This is a genomic window from Beduinella massiliensis (assembly GCF_900199405.1).
GTDB lineage: Bacteria > Bacillota > Clostridia > Christensenellales > Aristaeellaceae > Beduinella > Beduinella massiliensis.
In genome coordinates, this window is the sequence record NZ_LT963430.1 from 1,731,775 (window position 1) to 1,753,451 (window position 21,677).

A 21,677-nucleotide genomic window follows, 5' to 3' on the forward strand; every position below is an offset into this window, starting at 1 on the left:
AAAGGGAAAGCTCCTCCCGGCCTCTTTAAACGGAAGGATGGGTGCGATGCAATTCGTACGGAACGTAAAAGACGGCGGGCATTACGACGTAATCGTTTGCGGCGCGGGGCCGGGCGGCTGTGCGGCGGCGATCACGGCGGCCCGGCTGGGCAAGCGCGTGCTGCTCATCGACAGCGCGGGCTGCCTGGGCGGGTACTGGACGGGCGGACTGATGGGCATTTCGCTGGACATGCCCGGGAAGGGCGGACTCCCGCGTGAAATCGTGGACGAGCTGACGGCAAGGCGTCAGGCACAGTGGGTAGACGGGGCCAGTTACACGTACGACATCGAGTCGATGAAGCGGCTTCTGGAGCGTCTCGCGTTCGATGCGGGCGTTCAGACGCTGCTCTACGCCCGCGTCACCGACGTGCGGATGGAGGGCAGGCGCATTGCGGCGGTGCTCGCGGACGGCATGACGTCTCAGGCGTTTACCGCGGACTGGTTCGTGGACGGCACCGGCCACGGCACGCTTGCCAGCCTTGCGGGATGCGGGTATGACATCGGTCATGAGGAAAGCGGCAGACAGCAGCCGGCAAGCCTCGAGGCGCTGGTCACCGGCGTGCCGGAGGCGCAGTGGCAAAGCGACATCCACAACCGTGAGGTCAAGCGGCGGCTCAAGGCGCTGCTGCTGGAGATGGGGGTGGATTGCACGTACCCGATGCCGCTGCTCTTCCGGCTGGCTCCGCAAGGCCGCGTGTTCAAGCTGGCGATCAATCACCAGTACGACGTGGATGCGCGGGACGACTTTTCCGTTACGCGGGGCACGTTAGAGGCGCGCGCGGAGATTGGCCGTGCGGTCGAAGCGCTCAGGCGCCGCCCGGGTTGGGAGCAGTTTACGCTCGTGCAGACTGCGGAGCAGCTCGGCCTGCGAGACAACCGGCGCGTTCACGGGCTTTATGAGGTGACCGCAAGGGACGCGCTGGCCGGACGGCAGTTCGAGGACGCCGTGTCGCCGGTTCATTTTTCGATCGACGTGCACAAGCTCGCGCCGGATTACGTGCCCCCAAAGGAAGAACAAAATCTCCGGTTCAGGCCTTTTTCCATTCCGATGCGCAGCCTCATCCCGCGCGATGCGGACAACCTTTTCCTGACCGGCCGGTGTATCAGCGGCGACTTTCTTTCGCACTCGGCATACCGCACGACCTGTACGGCCTGCGCGCTGGGGGAGGCCGTCGGCGTGGCCCTTGCCTCCCTTCGCGCTGGACGGGCGGCGGATACGGACGGACGGGCGGTGCACGCGCAGATGCTAAGCAGAGGTTACGCATTCGGGAATGAAAGCTGATGCGCGCGGACGCCGCAGCAGGGCTTTAAAATAATTACGGGCAAGAATTTGGATTTGTGGTTGACGAATATCCCCGAGTGCGTTATAATAAAGTGCACGGTTACCATCCGTTCCAAATCGTATCGGATGTGTTCGTCGAGATGAGCGGAGGGGAGGGATAACACCATGTCTGAGATCCGAGTTCGGGAGAATGAATCCCTGGAAAGCGCTCTGAGGAGATTTAAGCGTTCATGCGCTCGTTCCGGCGTCATCGCTGAGGTCAGAAAGAGAGAGCATTACGAAAAGCCCAGCGTTAAGCGCAAGAAGAAGGCTGAGGCAGCCCGTAAGCGCAAGTACTAAGCTTCGCATCCAAGACTCCATCGTCTTTTCGATGGAGTCTTTTGCTGTCATCGGCTCATTTGAATCGGAGGTTCTCTATGCAGTACGCATTTTTGCTCTATCCGCACCCCAACGCGCGCTACCGCGCGTCGCTTTTGCAGCTCGCTAAGGCGGAGCTTTGCATGATGCTCGCCACGATGGGCCGCAGCATCGACGTGAGAAGCGAGGAAATCGGCGGCGCGCCCTTTCTGTGCTTTGAGACGGAAGCCTTTTCCCAGCGTGAATGGGCGCTCCTGTCGCAGCAGGCGGGCGTGTATCTGATGGCGCGCAGGGAAGGCGAGGCGTTTGTACCGCTCGCCCGCACGCACCCTTCCTATGTCGGGGAGGACATGCCCGGCCTGCTCAAGTACAAGGGCAAGACGAACGAGATGTTCACGGATACGCTGCTGAGCATGGCGCTGACGCAAAGCGCTTTTGCCCTGAAGAGCGACGCGAAGCTGACCTTCTGCGATCCGCTCTGCGGCAAGGGGACGGCGCTGTATCTGGCGCTCCGCCGAGGCTGGAATGCCTCCGGCGTGGACGCGGACAAGGCGGCCATCAAGGAGGCGGACGACTTTACCTGCCGCTACCTGGAATTTCACCGCCTCAAGCACCGGCGCACGGAGGGGACGCTCACCGTTCGCGGCAAGACCGGCGGTCGCGAATCCAAATTCGTGTTTGCCGATACGCCCGAGCATTTTAAGGAAGGGGACACGCGCACGCTCAGGCTCATTCAGGGCGACACGCGCGACCTGGACGTGCTGCTGCGGCCCGGCAGCGTGCATCTCATGGCGGCGGACCTGCCCTACGGCGTGCAGCACGGCCCGGCGGGCAAGGGCGTCAGCATCCTTTCGCTGCTCGAAAAGGCCGCGCCCGCGTGGTACGGCGCGCTCGCGCCCGGCGGAGCGCTGGCGGTTTCGTTCAATACCTACGTCACCCGCCGCACCGGCGTCGCAAAGGCTCTTTCAGCAGCCGGGTTCACGGTGGCGGAGGGGGGCGTTTTTGAGACGCTGGAGCACTGGGTCGAACAGGCGGTAAACCGCGACGTGGTGATCGCAAAAAAAGCGTAAACGCATGAGCGTATAGATCGGCTCCTTTCGGCATACAATAGCTGTGACATGTTGATACCAACTTCAAGCTTCAGCGCGCATATGGGGGGACGAGGCACTGGCCGCCGTCTTCCGTGACCTGCGCCGCGCCTCACCTTTCCGGCCCGCGTTTGACCGCACTGAAGTTTTCCATTGGTACGAGGTCACATCTTTGCGCCCCCGAGAGGAGCTGAATCCATTTTGGAAAACGGATCCTATGAAAACAAAACCGTCGTGCAGCTGCGTCAGATCGCCCGGGAGAGAGGCGTGCGGCTTCCGGCGGGCATTAACAAACAGGGCATCGTGGAGACCCTTCGTCAAAGCGACGCAAACCGCGTGAAGACGGAAGCGGCGCAGCCGATTGCCCCGGCGGAGCCGGCCGCCACGGACCGGACCGAACGGGAGGAGACATTCGGAGAGACGGAGCCGGCCTCCTCATCCGCGCGCGAGGGGGAACAGCGCAGCGCGCACGTGCCGCACCCTTATCACGCCTATCCGCGCCGCGCACGCCCGACGGGCTATTATAACGAGCAGTACGGCACGTCGAATCCGGCGGTGCCGCAGATGCTGGAGGCGGGGCTGTGCTCGGATGGGCAGGGCGTGCTGGAAATTCAGCCCGACGGTTACGGCTTTCTGCGCGCGGAGAATTGTTCCGCAGGGCGGGACGACGTGTACGTTTCCATCGCGCAGATTCGGCGCTTCGGCATGAAGAGCGGCGATTTGGTCTGCGGTAAGACGCGGCCTCGCCGCGAGGGGGACCGCTACAGCGCGCTCATGTACGTGGAATCGATCAACGGCGACCCGCCTGAGCAGGCCGCGCGCCGCGGCGTGTTCGAGCGCATGACGCCTATTCACCCCAACCGCCGCCTGACGCTGGAATCACGCGAGGGGAAGAGCGACCTGGCGATCCGCATGCTCGATTTCATCGCGCCCATCGGCCTCGGCCAACGCGCGCTGATCGTCGCTCCACCCAAAGCGGGCAAGACCGTGCTGCTCAAGAAGATCGCCCAGGCCGTCAGCGAAAATCACCCGGACATTCACCTCATGATGCTGCTCATCGACGAGCGGCCGGAGGAGGTGACGGACATCAAGCGCTCCGTCCTGGGCGAAGTGGTCTATTCCACGTTCGACGCGCCCAGCGAGAACCACGTGCGCGTGTCGGAGATGGTCTATGAGCGCGCGCAGCGCCTGGTGGAACAGGGAAAGGACGTCGTCGTCCTGATGGACAGCCTTACCCGCCTTTCCCGCGCGTACAACGCGCTCGCGCCCGGCGGCAGGGCCATGTCCGGCGGCCTCGCGCCCGGCGTGCTCCAGCGCCCCAAGCGCTTCTTCGGCGCGGCGCGCAACATGGAGGAGGGCGGCAGCCTCACCATCATCGCCACGGTGCTGGTCGATACGGGCAGCCGCATGGACGACATCATCTACGAGGAGTTCAAGGGTACGGGCAACGCGGAAATTCAGCTCGACAGGCGGCTGTCGGAGCGGCGCGTCTTTCCGGCGGTGGACCTGCTGCGATCGGGCACGCGCAGGGAGGAGCTGCTGCTCAGCCCCGCGGAGCTGGAGGGCGTCGCGGCGGTACGGCGGGTGCTCTCCGCCTCGCGCGCGCAGGGCGCGACCGAGCAGCTCATTTCCATGCTTGAAAAGACGAATACGAACCAGGAATTTTTCAAACGATTGAAAGAATGGCTTGCAATTTGGGAGAAAGAAGGGTATACTTTAGGAGGTGTCCGTTCAGGCATATGAGAAAGCGTATGCGTATGCTTTTCATGTGATAGTAATGCGGGCGAAAGAGGTGAAACACATGAAGGAAGGTATCCATCCGAAGTACCAGAAGGCGATCGTCCGCTGCGCTTGCGGCGAGACGTTTGAAACCGGCTCCACCAAGAAGGAACTGAAGGTTGAAATCTGCTCCAAGTGCCATCCGTTCTTCACCGGCAAGCAGAAGCTGGTAGACACCGGCGGACGCGTGGATCGTTTCAAGAAGCGCTATGGCATGTAAAAATGCACATAAAAGGGTCGCTTTGGCCGGATAGACGCCGTGCCGAAGTCGCCCTTTTTTGTTGGGAAAATCATTTGGCGCCGCCGTAAGGCAAAATGCGGGGCGTCCTTTGCGCTATGCCGGTATTTGTTAGGAAAGAATCCGCGCGGTCAGCAGGGTTTTGAATCGCGTTTATAGAATATTCGCACTTTATGGTATAGGGCGTAATGCCCGAAACGTGAACGGAATCGTTTGAATGAAAGAGGTGTTTGGAAATTATGAATAAAGAAACGAAACAGAGGGTAGACATCGGCGGCCAGGCGGTCATGGAGGGCGTCATGATGAAGTCGCCCGACGCCATCGCGGTCGCGGTGCGCCAGTCGGATGGCGGCATCGTCGTGGACCGCGAGGACTACGTGCCCGCCGCCAGGAAGCACAAGTGGATGGGTTGGCCCATCGTGCGCGGGTGCGTCAACATGGTTTCGATGCTGGTGATGGGCATGGGGGTGCTCAACAAGTCCACGCAGATGCTGGGCGTGCTCGACGAGGAGCCCTCCAAGTTTGAAAAATGGCTCTCTGAAAAGCTGGGCGCGAACATCGACAAGGTCGTGATGGGCGTCGCTGCGGTGCTGGCGGTCTGCCTGAGCCTGCTGCTGTTCGTCATGCTGCCCTCCGGCGCGGCGACGCTGGTCGGCCGCGTAGTCGACAACGCCATCGTCATCAACCTGTGCGGCGGCGTCGTGCGTATCGCGATCCTGATCGCCTACATCTGGCTGATCGGCCTCATGCCCGACATGCGCCGCGTCTTTCAATACCACGGTGCGGAGCACAAGACCGTCTATTGCCACGAGGCGGGCCTGCCCCTGACCCCTGAAAACGCGCGCCAGTTTTCGCGCCTGCATCCGCGCTGCGGCACATCGTTCCTGCTGCTGGTCATGGTCATCAGCATTTTGGTCGGTTCGGTCGCGGATCAGGTCATTATCGCGCTGACCTCGATTGAAAAGCTGTCCTTCGGCCTGCGCTTTCTGCGCAGCCTGCTGATCCTGCCGCTCATCGCGGGCATTTCCTACGAAGCGCTCAAGGGCCTTGCGCACAGCGAGCACCCCGTGGTGCGCGCGCTGCGCTGGCCGGGCCTGATGATGCAGTACCTGACCACCCGCGAACCCGACGATGAGATGCTGGAGGTGGCCATCGCCTCGATGAAGGCGGCGCTGGGTACGGTGGAGGACGCGGCGCCCGCCAAACAGTGGACTCCGGAGGAGGCCTCGCAGACCGTGCAGGCCGCAGCGAAATGACGATACGGGAAGCCCTGCAGCAAGCGTCTGCGCGCCTTGGGCGCGCAGGCGCTTTGGACGCCCGTCTGGACGCTTTATGGATGCTCTGTGAGACGACCGGGAAGACGCGCACGGACCTGTTCCTTTCGAGCGGGGACGCGCTATCGAAGGCGCAGGACGCGCGCTTTGAGGCGATGCTCCAGCGCCGCGAGGCGGGAGAGCCGCTGCAATACGTGCTCGGCACGCAGGACTTCATGGGGCATACCTTTCGGGTGGACGGCCGCGTGCTCATCCCGCGCCAGGACACGGAAACGCTGTGCGAGGAGGCGATCGCGCGCGTTGGCGGCGCGTGCCTTCGCGTGCTGGACGTCGGCACGGGCAGCGGCGCGCTGGCCGTTTCCATCGCGCTGGCCTGCCCAAAGGCCGAGGTGACTGCGGTGGACGTGAGCGCGGATGCGCTGTGCGTCGCGCGTGAAAACGCGCAGAGGCTCGGCGCGCGCGTGCGTTTTTTGCACAGCGATTTGTTTACGGCGCTTACGGACGAGCGATTCGATCTCATCGTCTCCAACCCGCCCTACATCGAATCAGGCGAAATGGAAACCCTGCAGCGCGAGGTGCGCCGCGAGCCGCGCCTTGCGCTCGACGGAGGGGCGGACGGCCTTTCCTTCTACAGGCGGCTTTGCAGGGAAGCGCCCGTGCACCTTTCTTGCGGGGGCGTGGTGCTCTTTGAGGTAGGGTACGATCAGGCGGCCGCTGTATCCTCGCTTCTGAAGGAGGCGGTCGGGGAGCCCTTTACGCGCCTGGACCTGTGCGGCATCGAGCGGGTCGTGGGCGCAGTCTATACAGAATAACCGGGAGAAGCTATGCTGGAAAAACTGGATTGGGTAAAGGCCCATTACGAGGAACTGTCCATGCTGCTTTCGCAGCCGGAGGTCGTGGCGGATCAGGCGCGCTGGCAGCGGCTGCTTCGCGAGCACGCGCAGCTCGAGCCGCTCTTTCACGCCTGCAACGCGTACGAGCAGCTGCTCACGCAGCGCACGGAGGCGGAAGAAATGGTGAGCGACCCCGACATGGCGGACATGGCGCAGGAAGAGCTTGCGTCGCTTTCGCACGCGCTCGAGGAGAAAGAGCGTGAAATTCAGCTCATGCTGTTGCCCAAGGACCCCAACGACGAGCGAAACGTCGTCATGGAGATCCGCGCGGGCGCGGGCGGCGAGGAAGCGGGGCTGTTCGGCGCGGTGCTCCTGCGCATGTACACCCGCTACGCCGAGCGGCACGGCCTGCGCGTGGAGATGATGGACAGCAATTTTACGGAGCTGGGCGGCGTCAAGGAAGTGACGTTCACCATCAGCGGCACGGGGGCTTACAGCCGCCTCAAATACGAGAGCGGCGTGCACCGCGTGCAGCGGGTACCCGCGACCGAGTCGGGCGGGCGCATTCACACCTCCACAGCCACGGTGGCGGTGCTGCCGGAGGCAGAGGAGGTCGAGGTCGAGCTGAACCCAAACGACCTGCGCGTGGACGTGTACCGCTCGAGCGGCCACGGCGGCCAGTGCGTCAACACGACGGACTCTGCGGTTCGCATTACGCACGTGCCCACGGGACTGGTCGTCACCTGCCAGGACGAAAAATCGCAGATTAAGAACCGCGATAAGGCGATGCGCGTGCTGCGGGCGCGGCTGTACGACAAGCTGCAGTCCGAGAAGGACGCTGCCTATGCGCAGGACCGCCGCTCGCAGGTGGGGACGGGCGACCGCAGCGAACGCATCCGCACCTATAACTTTCCGCAGGGCCGCGTGACCGACCACCGCATAGGCCTTACGATCTACAAGATCGACAGCTTCGTGGACGGAGACATGGACGAGGTCATCGACGCGCTCATCTTCACCGACCAGAGCGAAAGATTGAAAGCGCTGAGCGCACGCGCGTAAAGAAATTCACCCCCGGCGCATACACATGGACGGGGGTGAATCAATGGGGAATATATGGATCGCGGCGCTGTGGGGAACGGTTTTTGGCGTCGCGGGCAGCGGCCTTGGCGGACTGCTGGGGGTGCTGATGGGTCAGCCGCGGCCCAAGGCGCTCTCTTGCCTGCTCAACCTGACGGGCGGACTGATGATCGCGGTGGTTTGCTTTGAGCTGTTGCCGCAGGCCTACGCGCTGCACGCGCCTTGCGGTATCGCGGGGCTTTTACTGGGCATCGTCGCGATGCTGGTCGCAGACGGCATGCTGGAGCGGCGCATGCAGGGCAAGAGCAGCATGGCGAAAACGGGCCTCATGGTCGCGGCGGGCATCGCCCTGCACAACCTGCCGGAGGGGCTTGCGGTCGGCTCCGGCTTTGCGGAGGCGCCTACCCTGGGCATCGCAATGGCGCTGATGATTCTTCTGCACGACGTACCGGAGGGCATCGCCGCCGCGGTGCCCATGCGTGCGTCGGGTCAAAGCGCCCTGCGCGCGCTTCTCATCACCGTACTCAGCGGCCTGCCCACGGGCATCGGCACTGCGCTCGGCATGGCGATGGGCGGCGTTTCGGCGCAGATGATTGCGCTGTGCATGGGCCTTGCGGGCGGCGCGATGCTGCAGATCACCACGGAAGAGATGCTTCCGCGCGCGGGCGAGCTGTCTTCGTGGTGGGGCGCGACGCTCTGCCTTGCCCTCGGCGTGGCGCTCGGAAGCATCATTTCGCTGATCGTATAGCATTCGGAGAGAAGGAAGACAATGGAGACACAGATGGTAAAGGCGGACGCGCAGTCGATCGCACGGGCCGCTGAATATATCCGTATGGGCGAGGTCGTGGGCTTTCCGACGGAGACGGTGTACGGGCTGGGCGCAAACGCTCTTTGCCCGCAGGCTGTGCATAAGATTTTTGCAGCCAAGGGCAGGCCCGCCGATAATCCTCTGATCGTGCACATATCCGACCTGTCCGAGTTGGACGCGCTCGTCCTGGACGTGCCGGAGGCGGCAAGGCGGTTGATGGAGGCATACTGGCCGGGGCCGATGACGCTGCTGCTGCCCAGGCGTCCCTGCATCCCGGCCGTAGTGACCGCGGGGCTCCCTACGGTCGGCATCCGTCTGCCGAGCCATCCGGTGGCGCGCGCGTTGATCGAAAAAAGCGGCTGCCCGATTGCTGCACCCAGCGCAAACCGCAGCGGAAGGCCGAGCCCGACGCGCGCGCAGCATGTGCTGGAGGACATGGAGGGGCGCGTTCCCCTCATCCTCGACGGCGGTGCCTGCGAGGTAGGGCTCGAATCGAGCGTCATCGACGCGACGGGCGAGGTGCCGGTGGTTCTGCGTCCCGGCGGCATCACGCCGGAGATGGTATCGCGGGTGGCGGGCGGCGTGCGCGTGGACGAGCACGTGATGAAGCCCCTGCGGGAGGGGGAGGCCGTGCGTTCGCCGGGCATGAAGTACCGCCACTATGCGCCCAGGGCACAGATGGAAATCTTTCAGGGTGCGCCCGGGGACGTGGCACGGGTCATCTGCGAGCGTTACGACGCAGCGCCTCAGCATGCGGCGATCTTCGCGCTATCGGGCCATGCGCCGTTCTATGGGATGCGCCGCGTCTTCACGCTGGGCAGCCTCGCGCAGGACGCGGCGGGCACGCTCTTCGACCTGCTGCGCGAGATGGATGCGCAGGGCGTGGAGCGAATCTATTCCGAGGCGGTCGAGGCGGAGGGCATCGGCCTGGCGGTCATGAACCGCATGGGGCGCGCGGCAGGATTCCATATCGTCGAGGTGTAGGCCGCTTCGGGCCTGCATTGTCTATCCGTGTCGATGAACGCCTGTTTTCGTTAACCGTATCCCACCTTTCATACAGCTGAAAAGAAGCCGCTTCGGGCTGAAGTGACCCCCAAAAGTTAGACAAATAGTTTAATTAAGCAGCCGCAAGGGCTTGCTGTCTGTGCATCGCAGGTGGCAAGCCCATTGTCTTTGCCTTGCGACGACGGTTGTTGTAGTAATCAAGATAGTCAGTCAGTTCATTCTTAAAATGTTCCATGGAATGAAACGTCTGCAAATACAGCAGCTCACTCTTGAGCAGGCCAAAGAAGCTTTCAATCACCGCGTTGTCCAAACAGTTGCCTTTGCGACTCATGCTCTGATAAATTCCTTTTTCTTTGAGCATTCTTTGGTACTGCTTGTGCTGATACTGCCAGCCTTGGTCGGAGTGTAGGATAAGATTTGTTCCATCCGAAATTTTTGCAAAGGCATTGTTCAGCATAGTTGTCACCATAGACAGCGCTGGCCTGTCCGAAATGGTGTAGCTGACGATATCCCGGCTGCACAGGTCGAGGATTGGCGACAGGTAGAGTTTTTGCCCAAAGAGACTGAACTCCGTGACATCGGTCACCCACTTTTGATTCGGCTTCTCTGCTTCAAATTTGCGCTCCAGCAGATTTGGCGCAATTTTGCCAACTTCTCCTTTGTAGGAATGATATTTTTTCATCCGGACGCGGCAAATGAGTTTCAGGTCACGCATCAGTCGCTGTACCGTCTTGTGGTTGAGGACAAAACCTTTGTCACGCAATTCGTCTGTGATACGGCGGTAGCCGTAGCGACCTCTGTGCTCATGATAGATGGCCGATATCAACTCTTTTTCCAATTCGTATTTGTCTGGCGCGGCCTGTCGCTTTATGTGGTAATAGTAAGTGGCACGCGGGAGTTGAGCGATGGAAAGGAGCAGATCCAGCCGAAAATCTTGCCTCAGTTTTTGAATCACCAGTGTTTTTTGTGCTGGCGTCGCTCGTCTTCCAAAACCAAGGCTTGCAAGTTTTTTAGGTACGCATTCTCCGCTCGTAGCCGCTGCACTTCTGCAAGCAAGTCTTCTTCTGTTTTTTCAGGTAGCCTTGGTGGACGTCCCTTACTCCCGCGTCCACGACGCTCCACGCAAAAGCCTTCCGGACCTTCTGTTAGGTAAATACGCTCCCACGCCGCGACCCGCTTGTCGTCTCCAACCTCGAATTGTCGCGCTGCTTCCTTGTAACTCAACCTTTCCTGTTGCATTGTTTCTACCACTATCGTCTTAAACTCTGGCGTGTATCGCTTGTTTGGTCTCCCTTTTGGCATAAAAAGCACCCCCAACGTTTTCAGTATACCATACTGTCTAACATTAGGGGGGCAGTTCAGGCCTGCGAAGCGGCTTCTTTTTGTGTAATCCGACGCTCTGTTTTGCACTGAATCTTACAGGATTCAATTGCATGTTATTATGTTGCATGACCGATGATTGGACGGATTGAACAGTATTGTACGGAAAAGTTCAGTATTGTTCGGTTGAAAACAGGATGTGTGATGTTATAATGAAAACAGCTACACAAAAGGGAGTGAACAACATGAAAACACTCAGTCGGTTTGGACATAATCTTACCTATGATCTTCGACATAACAGGCCCCTTTTGATCATGATTTTGCCTGTTATAATTTATATTATTATCTTTAATTATGCTCCGATGGCGGGCGCTGTGATCGCCTTCAAGCAGTACAATTTCGCACAAGGCATATTTGGAAGCCCCTGGTGTGGTTTTAACAATTTCCGCTTTTTTTTCATGTCGGGCAAGGCGTGGCAGGTGACGCAGAATACCGTCTTATACAACGCCGCGTTTATCGTCGTTCAGAACACGCTGGAAATTGCGGCGGCGATCTTTCTTTCGGAAATCAGCGGTAAGCGCTTCAAAAAATTTACCCAGGGCGCCATGTTCCTTCCGAATTTTATCTCCTGGGTCGTGGTGGGTGCCATCGCCTACAACCTGTTGAGCTACGACTTTGGGTTTGTAAATAACATGCTTACATCCATGGGAATGGAAAAGTGGTCGGTCTATACAGACGCCAGCTATTGGCCGGGCATTTTCGTGTTCCTGAGTGCCTGGAAGCATGTCGGCTATGGCTCGATCATCTACCTGGCGGCAATTATGGGCATTGGTTCCGACATCTATGAAAGCGCGGCTTTGGATGGGGCCAATGAGTGGCAGAAGATCCGGTATATTACCCTGCCCGGTCTCAAGTCTACCTTTTTCGTTCTGTTGATCCTCGCCATTGGAAACATCTTCCGCGGAAACTTCGACATGTTTTACCAGCTCGTAGGCAACAATGGCCTTTTGTACAACTCCACGGACGTCATCGATACGTATGTGTTCAGATCATTGCTGACAAGTTATGAGTTTGGGATGTCCTCTGCCATCGGATTATATCAGTCGGTCCTTTGCTGTATCGTGCTCATCGTGACAAACCTGATTATTCGGCGGGTAAGCCCGGAAAATGCGCTGTACTGATGTTGTAAGGGAGTGATGGATGTGAATCGCGTCGTTACATTGAGGGAAACTTCCAACAAAATCCGGCCGACCGGCGATCGTAAGGCTTTCGAGGCTTTGTCCTATACGTTTATCCTACTCGTGACGATTCTTTGCCTTCTGCCTTTCTGGCTGGTGATTATCGGCTCCTTTACGTCGGAAGCGGAGATTTATCAGCGCGGCTATTCTCTTTGGCCGCATGAGTTCTCCCTTGAAGCGTATAAAACCGCCTTTAAATACCCGGCTAAAGTGCTGCGCGCATACGGCGTTACGGTCTCTATAACCGTGATAGGCACGATGCTCTCTCTTCTGTTCACCGCCCTATGTGGATACGCGCTTCAGCGCGAGGACTTCAAAAGCCGTGGATTTTTCACGATGTTTATCTTCTTTACCATGCTGTTTGGCGGAGGACTTGTGCCATGGTACCTGCTGATCACCAATTACTTGAAGCTGAAGGACACCTATCTGGTTCTGATTTTGACGCAGCTTGTCAATGTTTATTTCGTGATTCTCATGAAAAACTTCATGAAGACCGTTCCAAAGGCGCTGATAGAGGCGGCAAAAATAGACGGCGCGGGGGAATTCTTTACCTTCTTCCGAATCGTTTTACCGCTGGCAAAGCCGGCGCTGGCGAGCATTGGCATGTTCACCGCGCTGAATTACTGGAATGAGTGGAGGACCGGCATGCTCTTCCTGCAAAACGACGAGCTGTTCCCTCTCCAATACTATTTGTATCGTTTATTGAACAGCATGGAGTTTTTAAAGAACGCGACCGTTCCAATGTCTTCTGAAATATCCAGTCTATCGTTCCCCAGCGAGAGCTTGAAGCTGGCTATGACGGTCATCGCTACCGGTCCTATCATTTTGCTTTACCCTTTCCTGCAAAAGTATTTTGTAAAGGGCATCACGATCGGCGCTGTGAAAGGGTAAGCGCATCTCCACGTATGATTGTGCCCGTTGACGGCACAAAAATAGAAAGGGGTATCATCATGAAAAAATGGACCAGGCTACTTTCCGTTTTTCTGGCGGTGGTCATGCTGTGCTCGACCGTCGTCCTGTCGGCCGCGGCAGAATCGGAACCGACAGAAGTCATTTTCTACTTTCTCGGGGAAGAATTGGAGGACGACAAGGTCGTTCTTAGCGCCATTAACGAGAAGCTGAAAGAAAAGCTCAACTGTTACATGACGGTAGAGTACGTCTCCTTTGGCGAAATAAACACCACCTACCCGCTGCTGCTCGCTTCGCAAACCCGAATGGACGCCATTTTTTCCGCTTATTTTACCGGATACGGCACGCTGGCGAGCAAAAGCGCCTTTATGGAAATGTCGGACGATATGCTCCAAACCTATGCGCCCATCACGTGGGCCCATACGCCCAAGGAGGTTTGGGATCAGGCCCGCGTAAACGGCAAGATTTACATGGTTCCGCAGGAGATGATCCAGAACATTCAGGCCACCGTCGGCATCCGCGGCGATCTAAGAGCAAAATACCAACTGCCCGAAATCACGGATCTTTCGTCGCTGGAGGCCTTCATGGCCGCTGTACATGAAAATGAAAAGGGCATCGTTCCGCTGCTCTTTGGCAGCATGTACACCTACCTTGATGACCTGCTGCTCTATACCCCCAATGAATGGGCGGTAGATGCAAATTTCCCCCAGATCTGCATGGCGTACGACATCAAGGAGGAGGCGCCGGTTCCTTTCTGCTATCTGTACACCGATGAATTCAAAGAGCGGTGCGAGACTGCTTACCGTTGGAACCAAAATGGGTGGATTTCGAAGGATAGCCTGTCCAACACCAATACGAACCGTGAAAATATGGCGAACGGAAAGACGGCGGTGATGCTGGATAACGCCGGAACCGTCAACAGCGCCAACGAGGATTTGAAGAAGAACGGTACAGATGAATTCCTGGAAATTTACGACCTGTCCGGAGAAAAAAATATGCTGCGCTATTCCGCGACCGGCGGCGGCATCTCGCTGCCGATCAACAGCCAGCATCCGGAGCTGGTTCTTCAGATCATCGATTATCTGCGCAACGACAAAGAGATGAATTATCTGGTGCAGCGCGGAATCTATGGCGAGGATGCGCAGTGGTATTTTGCAGGCGAATTGAACGCGGACGGCACGACGAACGAAAACGTGACGGCAGCGGGCGCCCGCAGTCAGCTCTACGGCGGCAACTGGATCTGCTGGAGTGCCTTCCGCAACTGGGATTACCAGATCATCGAATCCGAGCAAAACAGCATCCCCGGCTATCGTGAAATCTTCTTCGACATGGATTCGCGCAGCATCAATAATATCATGCAAAGCTTCACATTCGACAGTTCCAACTGCCAAAATGAGCTTGCGGCGATGCAAAACGTCTACGAACAGTACGGGAAGCCGCTGCGCTTGGGCTTTGTAGACCCGGCTACCGGCGTGGCGGAATACATTGCGCTGATGGAAGCGGCTGGGCTGAAAACGGTCATTGAGGCTTATACCGCCCAGGCTGCCGCCTATATAGCGGCCAATCAATAGGATCCTCTGTCGACCTGCAATGATGCAATCAGGTCCGGCAAGCCTGCGTTTTCGGCTTGCCGGACTCCTAAGAGGGGTGCGCTATGAATTCACGCTTTCAAGGATGGCCTAAAATCGACGATGCGAAATGGTTCGCGCGCAAAGACGGCTTTGATTTGCCCGAGCGATACCGGCAGGAGTTTATCGAGGAATACCTGCCGATGTGGACGTTCTGGCAGAAGGAATATCATGCTTTCGATCCGGCCCCCAAATACCTATATGGAGAGGGAGGCGCGGCAGATTTTCGCGCCGACTTTGCGCAGCCCGAACCCTCCATTGGAATTCGCATTCACGAGGGAGCGCCGCGAAGCATGCTGCTCGTCTGCCCTGGGGGAGGCTTCATGTGGAAAGCCTGTTACGAGGGAACCATCGTAGCAGAGCGCTTTTATCAGGAGGGGTTTAATGTCGCGGTACTCGATTACCGGGTCAATCCCTATACGCAGGAAACCGCTTACGCGGACGCCATCCGCGCGGTGCGTTTTTTAAGAGGTCATGCAAAGGAATACAATATCCTCCAGGACAGGATTGGAATGATGGGGTTTTCCGCGGGCGCTATGCTGACCGGGTACTGTGCCACGATGTTTGACGAGGGAGATCCCCTGGCGGAAGATCCTGTAGAGCGCTGTTCCAGCCGGCCGGATGCGGCCGTGCTTTGTTACGGAGCCGGGAGCTCTGTTCCCGTATCCAAGGGCCTCCTTGGATACGACCGCGCATGGCACGCGAAGATGTCCCGAAGATCCATCGAACGAAATGTAAAAGCGGAATGCCCGCCTTTCTACATTTGGCAATGTGCGGGCATGGACGACCCCCGCAATTCGACCCAGTTGTCGGATGTGCTGGCGGAGTGCGGCGTGCCGTTTGAATTGCACATTTTTCCGTACGGCAACCATGGCACTGCGCTTTCCAATGAAATACATCCGGATGCGAAGGCGAACGATCCGCATGTGGCGCATTGGGTAACGCTGTGCTGTGAATGGCTCAGGCTTTATAATTTTTAACGATTGGCGAAGATCAGGCCGCGTTTGCTTCAAGCGAGCGCGGCCTGATTTTTTATCTGTCGTCCTCGCGCCTGATGGGAAACAGGACGTTAACGCAGGTTCCACGGCCTGCGGCGCTATGTAGGGTTATGCCATATCTTTTCCCGTAGAACAGGTGGATGCGTTCCTGAACGCTGTCCAGGCCGTATCCCTTTGATTCTTTCCGGTTGAAAACTTTCCTGATGGCGTTATCGTCCATGCCGATGCCGCTGTCCTCAATCGATATGAAAAGTTCGTCGTTTTGCTGCCTGGCGGCAATGTGAATCTGACCGCATTTGTCGGCCTGCTCAAGGATGCCATGCAGGATGGAATTTTCAACGATAGGCTGTAATATCATGTGAAGAATGACGCAGTCGAACAGTTCAGGAGGCAAATCGAAATCATAAGATATTTGATGCCCAAAACGTATATCCTGGAGCTCCAGATACAAGCTGAGCTGATGAAATTCCTCCTTCAGGCTGATAAAGTCGAGCCCATGGTTGAGCGTAAGCTTGTAAAAGCGGGATAGCTTCTGAATGGGGCGATAAATGTCGGGCAGGTTGGAATTGATGGCTTTCCAGTTGATCATGTCCAGCGCATTGTATAAAAAGTGCGGATTGATTTGCTGATTCAATAGCTTAAGCCGGTTGTTTTTACCGTTGATCGCGATAAAGGATAACGCTGCGGCCAGCAGCATGACGATGACGATCTCCGCGATCATCAAGAGGATTTGGAATGCGTAATTCATGAGGTTGCGCTGCGTGATGCTGCCGGTTGGAACAAGGTAAAGGAGAAACATGTCGGAGTCAACAACAGGATGAATTACCAGCAAGCAGGACATGCCGTCGGATTTAACCTGCTTTGTCACGCTCTGTCCGTCGTTCTGATGGGCTGAAAGCAGTTCGGCTACGTCAAAACCGGTGTGATCGCCAGAGCGCAAAATGGTATTCCCAAACAGATCTACGAGGTAGCAGTCCGTGCGATCGAGGATCATTCCGCTCTTCATAATGTCCTGAACGTAAGAACGCTGGATATCGACGCAGAGCGAACCTGCGGTTTTCATGAAATCCAACGGGTCACGGATCGGGGAGAGCAGACTGATACAGTCTTCATTCCCGGATTGGAGCACGGAATCCGTCACATACCAGCGATGAAGGCCGATATGATCCTCGTAATAGGCAAAGCAATCGAGGTCGGCCAACTGGTCGTCATAGAGCAGCATGTTTCCATTGGAGATAATCAGGTTCTCCGGCAGAAAAAAGCGGATTGAGGCAATCTGGTCAAAAAATAGATACGTTTTGGCCATGGATTGCAGCTTTAGAATATTCCGGTTAATCAGCTGATAATTTGTTTCGGAGGCTTTGGAAACGAGGATGTCGTCCTGGAGTACCGCGCCGTTGGTAATGTTCTGCGCAATGCCGCTGGATATTTTATACAATGACGAAAGCTGGTTTGCCGCCTGAAGCGTAACGTCGTTCACGATAGATAGGGTGCTGTCGAATTGAACCTTCAAAAAATGGATGTTTACGATAATGGAAATGACGATGAAGGGGAAAAAGGCAAGCAAGATATATTTAAAGAACTGCCTGCGGTTTGAGCGAAAGGTTCTGAGAATCTGCAGAAAAAAGTCTTTCGATGAGGACATCTGGACGTCATCTCCTGTATTCCGTTGGCGTCAGCCCCGTAAACTGCCGGAAACGTTTGGTAAAGTAATCGGTGTTGTCGAAACCGACCTGTTCGGCAACATCGCTCACTCGCGCGGCAGGCTCCAACAAAAGCTGCTTGGCTTTTTCCATCCTCAATTGATTGATATATTCTCCGACGGTCATGTGATATTGTTTCTTAAAGAGATTGCTTAAATAGCTTTCTGAAAAATGCACCTTGTCCGACAGGGATGAAACGGAAAAATGAGGAATCATGAAGTTCTGATCGATCATTTGCCGAATGTATAAGGCGTTGCGCCCTTTTTCGTGGAGCGCCTCAAAACGGCCGATCATTAGAGCTGTTTGCTCGTTGTAGTATTTCTGAATTTGCGTGAGGGAGGTCATACGCGTCACGGCCTCCCAGGGAGGCTCATCGTTCGTCGGAGCCCCCAACGACTGGAACCCCTCTTTGACCGCGTTCAACATCTTTAGCACGGACAGGCACGTTTGATCGGGCGGCAGATAAGGCGTCGTTCTCAGCTGTGAAAAAAAGGCGTCCGTGAGCTTCTGATGACGGCCAAAATCGGCGTCTTTGATGGCTTCCTTGATCAGCTTACACAGCCGTTCAACGTCGGGAAACGACTTTTTTGGAGCTGACGAAGAACTGAACGACAGGTCTAAATGGGCGATGTCATGAAAAAATCCGTATGCCTGTCTTTGAACGGCCTGTTTGTATATTTCTGAAAGCTGTTCCGCGCTCCTGCAGCCGGCAGTCGTTATGTATGCCGCGCGGCCTTCGCTCAGGCGCAACAGATATTCGCCGGCGGTTCGTATCTGCTCGGGTGAAAAAGGGCTGGAGGATGCTAAAAAGAGGTGAAATTGGCCGTCATAGATTCCCAGTATTTTTGCTGGCGAAGGAAGTAAGGACAAAATCTTTTTTCGGGCTTGCTCGATTGTCTGCTGCGGCAGTTCGGGAAGCCGGCCAATCACAAAAAGGGCATGGAAGCTGAAAGCCGTGAGCTCATCTCCAAGACGTTCAGCCGCTGGCGTTTTGTTTTGGCGAATCAAATCCAGCAAGGCATATTTTTCTATATCGGCTTTCGACACGAAACCGGCAGAAGCCTCGGACTCGATCTGATCCGCCGCATGGCGGACTTCTTCTGTCAATTCTTCCAGTATAATCGGCTTTTCTATAAAGCTTACAGCGTGCAGCTTTAATGCCTTTTTATAGTATTCGAGCTCGGAGTACGCGCTCATAAAAATGAATCGAATTTTCGGATGGATGGACAACAAGGTGGAAGCCATATCGAGCCCGTTCATATGGGGCATGCGAACATCGCTGATGACGATGTCCGGACGCATTTTTTCGGCGACAGCCAGGCCTTCTTTTCCTGTTCGGGCCTTGAGAACCGAACCGATACCGAATTGAGACCATGGAATGTTCTGCGCGATACCGTCACAAACATAAGCTTCGTCGTCAACAATTAAGACAGATAGCATGCTGGTCCTCCAGATGAAAACGGTAATTTGACAGCACCCACAAGGTTATGCCGTCAAATTCAATATAGCATATGAAGGCTTTACTGTCCATAAATAATCACTCGGGTTCTGATTGCCCGTGCTGACGATCAATGAACCATGAGGGAAAAAATATTCGGAAAAAGCGTGCGTTGATTGTCCGGCAGAGGCGGCGAGCCAAAGCCTTGAAAATAGATCATGAATATGATAAAATAATTCCAAGTATGGGCCTATAGATGATTATGACGGAGTATAATTGTGATGGAGATCCTTTTTGTCTGTTCCGGCAACACGTGCCGGAGCCCCATGGCGCAGACGCTTGCGCGCGATTGGCTTAAGCACCACGGCGTGGGGGCGAAGATCACCGTTTTTTCGGCCGGCATATCGGCCTTTACGGGCGAAGAGGCGACGGACGGCGCGAAGAACGCGATGCGCACGCGCGGCCTTTCGCTCGATACACACCGTTCGCGCATGCTGACGCCGGAGATATTCGGCGCGGCGGATTTGGTGCTCTGTATGACGCAGGGGCACAAGCAGGCGATCTTGCAGGTGGAGCCCAACGATAAGACGTTCACCTTGAGCGAATATGCGGGCGTTAGCGGGTATGTAGACGACCCCTACGGGATGAGCGACGCGGTGTACGAGCTGTGCGCGCAACAGCTGGAGGACCTCGTGCAAAGAGCTATGGAGCGCGCCTGTGCCGCGCTGTGAGAGCTTTCCGTTCGTGGCGAACGGCGATGCGCGCGTGCTGGTTTTAGGATCGATGCCCGGAATCGCTTCGCTGCGCGCGGGGCAGTATTACGCGCACCCGCGCAACGCATTTTGGCCGATCGTCTTTTCTCTCTGGAACGAAGAGCTGGATTCGGATTATGCGCGTCGCCTCGCCTTTGCGCGGGCGCACCGCATCGCTCTGTGGGATGCGGCGCGCGCCTGTGAGCGGGAGGGAAGCCTTGACACCGCGATGCGCAGCGTCGAATTCAACGATTTTGCAGCGCTGGTTGCCTTCGCGCCGGGCATTCATACGGTGCTGTGCAACGGCGCGGCGGCGCACGCGCTCTTTTTGAAGTCGGGGTTTGCGCAGGGGAAAGGCCTTTGTGTGTACAAAATGCCGTCCACGAGCCCGGCCTATACGCGCCCGTTTGAAGAAAAACGCGCTGCGTGGCAAAGGCTGCGCAGCGCGGCGGAGGAGGAAATGCCATGAACATGGTCGAGATCATCCTGAAGAAGAAGCGCGCGGAGGCGCTTTCCCGCGAGGAGATCCGTTACTTCGTGCGGGGCGCGGCGGACGGTTCCCTGCCGGATTACCAGCTTTCCGCGCTGATGATGGCCATCTGCTTTGCCGGCATGACGCCGCAGGAGACGGCTGACCTCACGATGGAGATGATGCACTCCGGCGACGTGGCGGATCTTCGCAGCGTGGGCGGTGTGTGCGTGGACAAGCACTCCACCGGCGGCGTGGGAGACACGACGACGCTGGTGCTCGCGCCGCTTGCGGCCGCCTGCGGGGCGAAGGTCGCCAAGATGTCCGGGCGGGGGCTGGGGCACACCGGCGGCACGCTGGACAAGCTGGAGAGCATTCCCGGCTGCACGATCGCGCTCTCGGAGCAGGATTTCCTGCGCCAGGTACGGGACATCGGCTGCGCGGTCATCGGGCAGACGGCCGACCTCGCGCCCGCGGACAAACGCCTGTACGCGCTGCGCGATGTGACGGGCACGGTGGACTGCATCCCGCTCATCGCGTCCAGCATCCTTTCCAAGAAGCTGGCGGCGGGCTCGGACGCGATCGTGCTGGACGTGAAGACCGGCAGCGGCGCGCTCATGCAGACGCTTGACGAGAGCATCGACCTGGCGCAGGCCATGGTGCGCATCGGGGAATTGGCGGGCAAGCCCACGCTGGCGATGGTGACGGGCATGGACCAGCCGCTGGGCACCCACGTGGGCAACGCGCTGGAGGTGCGGGAGGCGATCGAGATTCTCGCGGGCAGCGCGGACGAAAAGAGCGCCGATCTGCGCGAGGTATCGCTGACGCTGGGCGGGCAGATGCTGCTCGCGGCGGGCCTTGCAGATTCGCTGGAAGCGGCGAAGAAGAAGATGCGCGCGGCGCTCGAGAGCGGCGCGGGCCTTCAAAAGTTCAGGGAGATGATCGCGGCACAGGGCGGCGATGCGCGCGTCGCGGACGACGTGGGGCTGCTGCCGCGGGCAAAGCTCGTGACGGCCGTGCCCGCGGCGCGGGACGGCTACGTCGCCGCGCTGGACACGACGGCCATCGGCTACGTGGCGCAGGGGCTCGGTGCGGGCCGGGCGCGCAAGGACGACACGATCGATCCTGCGGTCGGCCTGGTCATGGACGTGCGCATCGGTGATTTCGTTCGCGCGGGCGAGCCGATCTGCCACATTCACGCGAACGCCGCGGCGCGCGCGGACGCCGCGGCTAAGCGCATGCAGGAGATCGTTCTCCTGTCGGACGAGGAGCCCGTGAGGCCGCCGCTCATCTATGCGACGGTGACGCCGGAAGGCGTCGTGTGAGACAATTTTATCTATAACGGCGCGCCTTGCTTTTGAGAGAAGCAAGGCGCGCATTCTTGCGTTTGCGGGATTTCGGTTTGCCCGCGTAGCGCAGGATTTTTTATTTTCTGGTTTTCT

General features: G+C 57.7%; 21 protein-coding genes. 17 read left to right on the forward strand and 4 right to left on the reverse strand.

All coding sequences use genetic code 11. The features are described 5' to 3' along the window. The first annotated feature begins 46 nt into the window (after nucleotides 1-46). The 10 genes from C1725_RS08510 to C1725_RS08555 all read left to right on the forward strand — a co-directional run bounded on the left by C1725_RS08510 (nucleotide 47) and on the right by C1725_RS08555 (nucleotide 9,759). Nucleotides 47-1,321, forward strand: coding sequence for an FAD-dependent oxidoreductase (locus tag C1725_RS08510; RefSeq protein WP_346026484.1), 1,275 nt, complete (start codon nucleotides 47-49; stop codon nucleotides 1,319-1,321). 165 nt (nucleotides 1,322-1,486) lie between these two features. Continuing rightward, nucleotides 1,487-1,660, forward strand: a complete 174-nt coding sequence (gene rpsU, locus C1725_RS08515) for a 30S ribosomal protein S21 (protein WP_102411200.1) — start codon at nucleotides 1,487-1,489, stop codon at nucleotides 1,658-1,660. Nucleotides 1,661-1,737: 77 nt separating this feature from the next. After that, the gene (locus tag C1725_RS08520) at nucleotides 1,738-2,748 is read left to right on the forward strand and encodes a TRM11 family methyltransferase (protein WP_102411201.1); all 1,011 of its coding nucleotides are present in this window, start codon (nucleotides 1,738-1,740) and stop codon (nucleotides 2,746-2,748) included. Nucleotides 2,749-2,967: 219 nt separating this feature from the next. Then, nucleotides 2,968-4,509: a transcription termination factor Rho gene (gene rho / locus C1725_RS08525; protein WP_346026485.1), complete on the forward strand. Its 1,542-nt coding sequence runs from the start codon at nucleotides 2,968-2,970 to the stop codon at nucleotides 4,507-4,509. 58 nt (nucleotides 4,510-4,567) lie between these two features. Beyond that, nucleotides 4,568-4,765, forward strand: a complete 198-nt coding sequence (gene rpmE / locus C1725_RS08530) for a 50S ribosomal protein L31 (protein WP_102411203.1) — start codon at nucleotides 4,568-4,570, stop codon at nucleotides 4,763-4,765. A gap of 257 nt (nucleotides 4,766-5,022) precedes the next feature. Beyond that, nucleotides 5,023-6,039, forward strand: coding sequence for a DUF1385 domain-containing protein (locus C1725_RS08535; RefSeq protein WP_102411204.1), 1,017 nt, complete (start codon nucleotides 5,023-5,025; stop codon nucleotides 6,037-6,039). Further along, the gene (gene prmC / locus C1725_RS08540; protein WP_102411205.1) at nucleotides 6,036-6,869 is read left to right on the forward strand and encodes a peptide chain release factor N(5)-glutamine methyltransferase; all 834 of its coding nucleotides are present in this window, start codon (nucleotides 6,036-6,038) and stop codon (nucleotides 6,867-6,869) included. The genes C1725_RS08535 and prmC overlap by 4 nt, the downstream gene beginning before the upstream one ends. A gap of 12 nt (nucleotides 6,870-6,881) precedes the next feature. After that, nucleotides 6,882-7,949 carry a peptide chain release factor 1 gene (gene prfA / locus C1725_RS08545; RefSeq protein ID WP_102411206.1) on the forward strand — a complete coding sequence of 356 codons (1,068 nt, stop codon included), beginning with the start codon at nucleotides 6,882-6,884 and terminating at the stop codon, nucleotides 7,947-7,949. Between the two features lie 43 nt (nucleotides 7,950-7,992). Continuing rightward, entirely contained in the window at nucleotides 7,993-8,715 is a 723-nt protein-coding gene (locus C1725_RS08550) for a ZIP family metal transporter (RefSeq protein ID WP_346026486.1), read from the forward strand. Nucleotides 8,716-8,736: 21 nt separating this feature from the next. After that, nucleotides 8,737-9,759 (forward strand): L-threonylcarbamoyladenylate synthase, encoded by a 1,023-nt coding sequence (locus C1725_RS08555; RefSeq protein ID WP_102411208.1) that lies wholly within the window; start codon nucleotides 8,737-8,739, stop codon nucleotides 9,757-9,759. 133 nt (nucleotides 9,760-9,892) lie between these two features. Here the strand turns inward: C1725_RS08555 and C1725_RS08560 are convergent, their stop codons facing one another. Then, nucleotides 9,893-10,735 carry an IS3 family transposase gene (locus C1725_RS08560; RefSeq protein WP_102411209.1) on the reverse strand — a complete coding sequence of 281 codons (843 nt, stop codon included), beginning with the start codon at nucleotides 10,733-10,735 and terminating at the stop codon, nucleotides 9,893-9,895. Next, on the reverse strand, nucleotides 10,732-11,082 hold the full coding sequence (locus C1725_RS08565; RefSeq protein ID WP_102411210.1) for a helix-turn-helix domain-containing protein: 351 nt from the start codon (nucleotides 11,080-11,082) through the stop codon (nucleotides 10,732-10,734). The genes C1725_RS08560 and C1725_RS08565 overlap by 4 nt, the downstream gene beginning before the upstream one ends. A gap of 263 nt (nucleotides 11,083-11,345) precedes the next feature. Between C1725_RS08565 and C1725_RS08570 the strand changes: the two genes are divergently transcribed. The 4 genes from C1725_RS08570 (at nucleotide 11,346) to C1725_RS08585 (ending at nucleotide 15,855) form a co-directional block, all read left to right on the forward strand. After that, nucleotides 11,346-12,281, forward strand: coding sequence for an ABC transporter permease subunit (locus tag C1725_RS08570; protein WP_102413289.1), 936 nt, complete (start codon nucleotides 11,346-11,348; stop codon nucleotides 12,279-12,281). A 21-nt stretch (nucleotides 12,282-12,302) separates the two neighbouring features. Beyond that, nucleotides 12,303-13,229, forward strand: a complete 927-nt coding sequence (locus C1725_RS08575) for a carbohydrate ABC transporter permease (protein WP_346026487.1) — start codon at nucleotides 12,303-12,305, stop codon at nucleotides 13,227-13,229. 59 nt (nucleotides 13,230-13,288) lie between these two features. Beyond that, nucleotides 13,289-14,818: a DUF3502 domain-containing protein gene (locus C1725_RS08580; RefSeq protein WP_346026488.1), complete on the forward strand. Its 1,530-nt coding sequence runs from the start codon at nucleotides 13,289-13,291 to the stop codon at nucleotides 14,816-14,818. A gap of 83 nt (nucleotides 14,819-14,901) precedes the next feature. Beyond that, on the forward strand, nucleotides 14,902-15,855 hold the full coding sequence (locus C1725_RS08585) for an alpha/beta hydrolase fold domain-containing protein (RefSeq protein WP_102411213.1): 954 nt from the start codon (nucleotides 14,902-14,904) through the stop codon (nucleotides 15,853-15,855). Nucleotides 15,856-15,907: 52 nt separating this feature from the next. Here the strand turns inward: C1725_RS08585 and C1725_RS08590 are convergent, their stop codons facing one another. Beyond that, nucleotides 15,908-17,518, reverse strand: coding sequence for a histidine kinase (locus C1725_RS08590; protein WP_102411214.1), 1,611 nt, complete (start codon nucleotides 17,516-17,518; stop codon nucleotides 15,908-15,910). Between the two features lie 7 nt (nucleotides 17,519-17,525). Further along, nucleotides 17,526-19,016, reverse strand: a complete 1,491-nt coding sequence (locus C1725_RS08595; RefSeq protein WP_102411215.1) for a helix-turn-helix domain-containing protein — start codon at nucleotides 19,014-19,016, stop codon at nucleotides 17,526-17,528. Nucleotides 19,017-19,295: 279 nt separating this feature from the next. On the opposite strand from C1725_RS08595, the gene C1725_RS08600 reads away from it, so the two are divergent. The 3 genes from C1725_RS08600 to C1725_RS08610 are packed head-to-tail and all read left to right on the forward strand — an operon-like array spanning nucleotide 19,296 to nucleotide 21,560. Next, nucleotides 19,296-19,745 (forward strand): arsenate reductase/protein-tyrosine-phosphatase family protein, encoded by a 450-nt coding sequence (locus C1725_RS08600; protein WP_102411216.1) that lies wholly within the window; start codon nucleotides 19,296-19,298, stop codon nucleotides 19,743-19,745. Continuing rightward, complete coding sequence (locus tag C1725_RS08605) at nucleotides 19,732-20,235, forward strand: DNA-deoxyinosine glycosylase (RefSeq protein WP_346026489.1); 504 nt, start codon at nucleotides 19,732-19,734, stop codon at nucleotides 20,233-20,235. The genes C1725_RS08600 and C1725_RS08605 overlap by 14 nt, the downstream gene beginning before the upstream one ends. Beyond that, nucleotides 20,232-21,560 (forward strand): thymidine phosphorylase, encoded by a 1,329-nt coding sequence (locus C1725_RS08610; RefSeq protein ID WP_102411217.1) that lies wholly within the window; start codon nucleotides 20,232-20,234, stop codon nucleotides 21,558-21,560. Before C1725_RS08605 ends, C1725_RS08610 begins: the two co-directional genes overlap by 4 nt. Nucleotides 21,561-21,677: the final 117 nt, after the last annotated feature.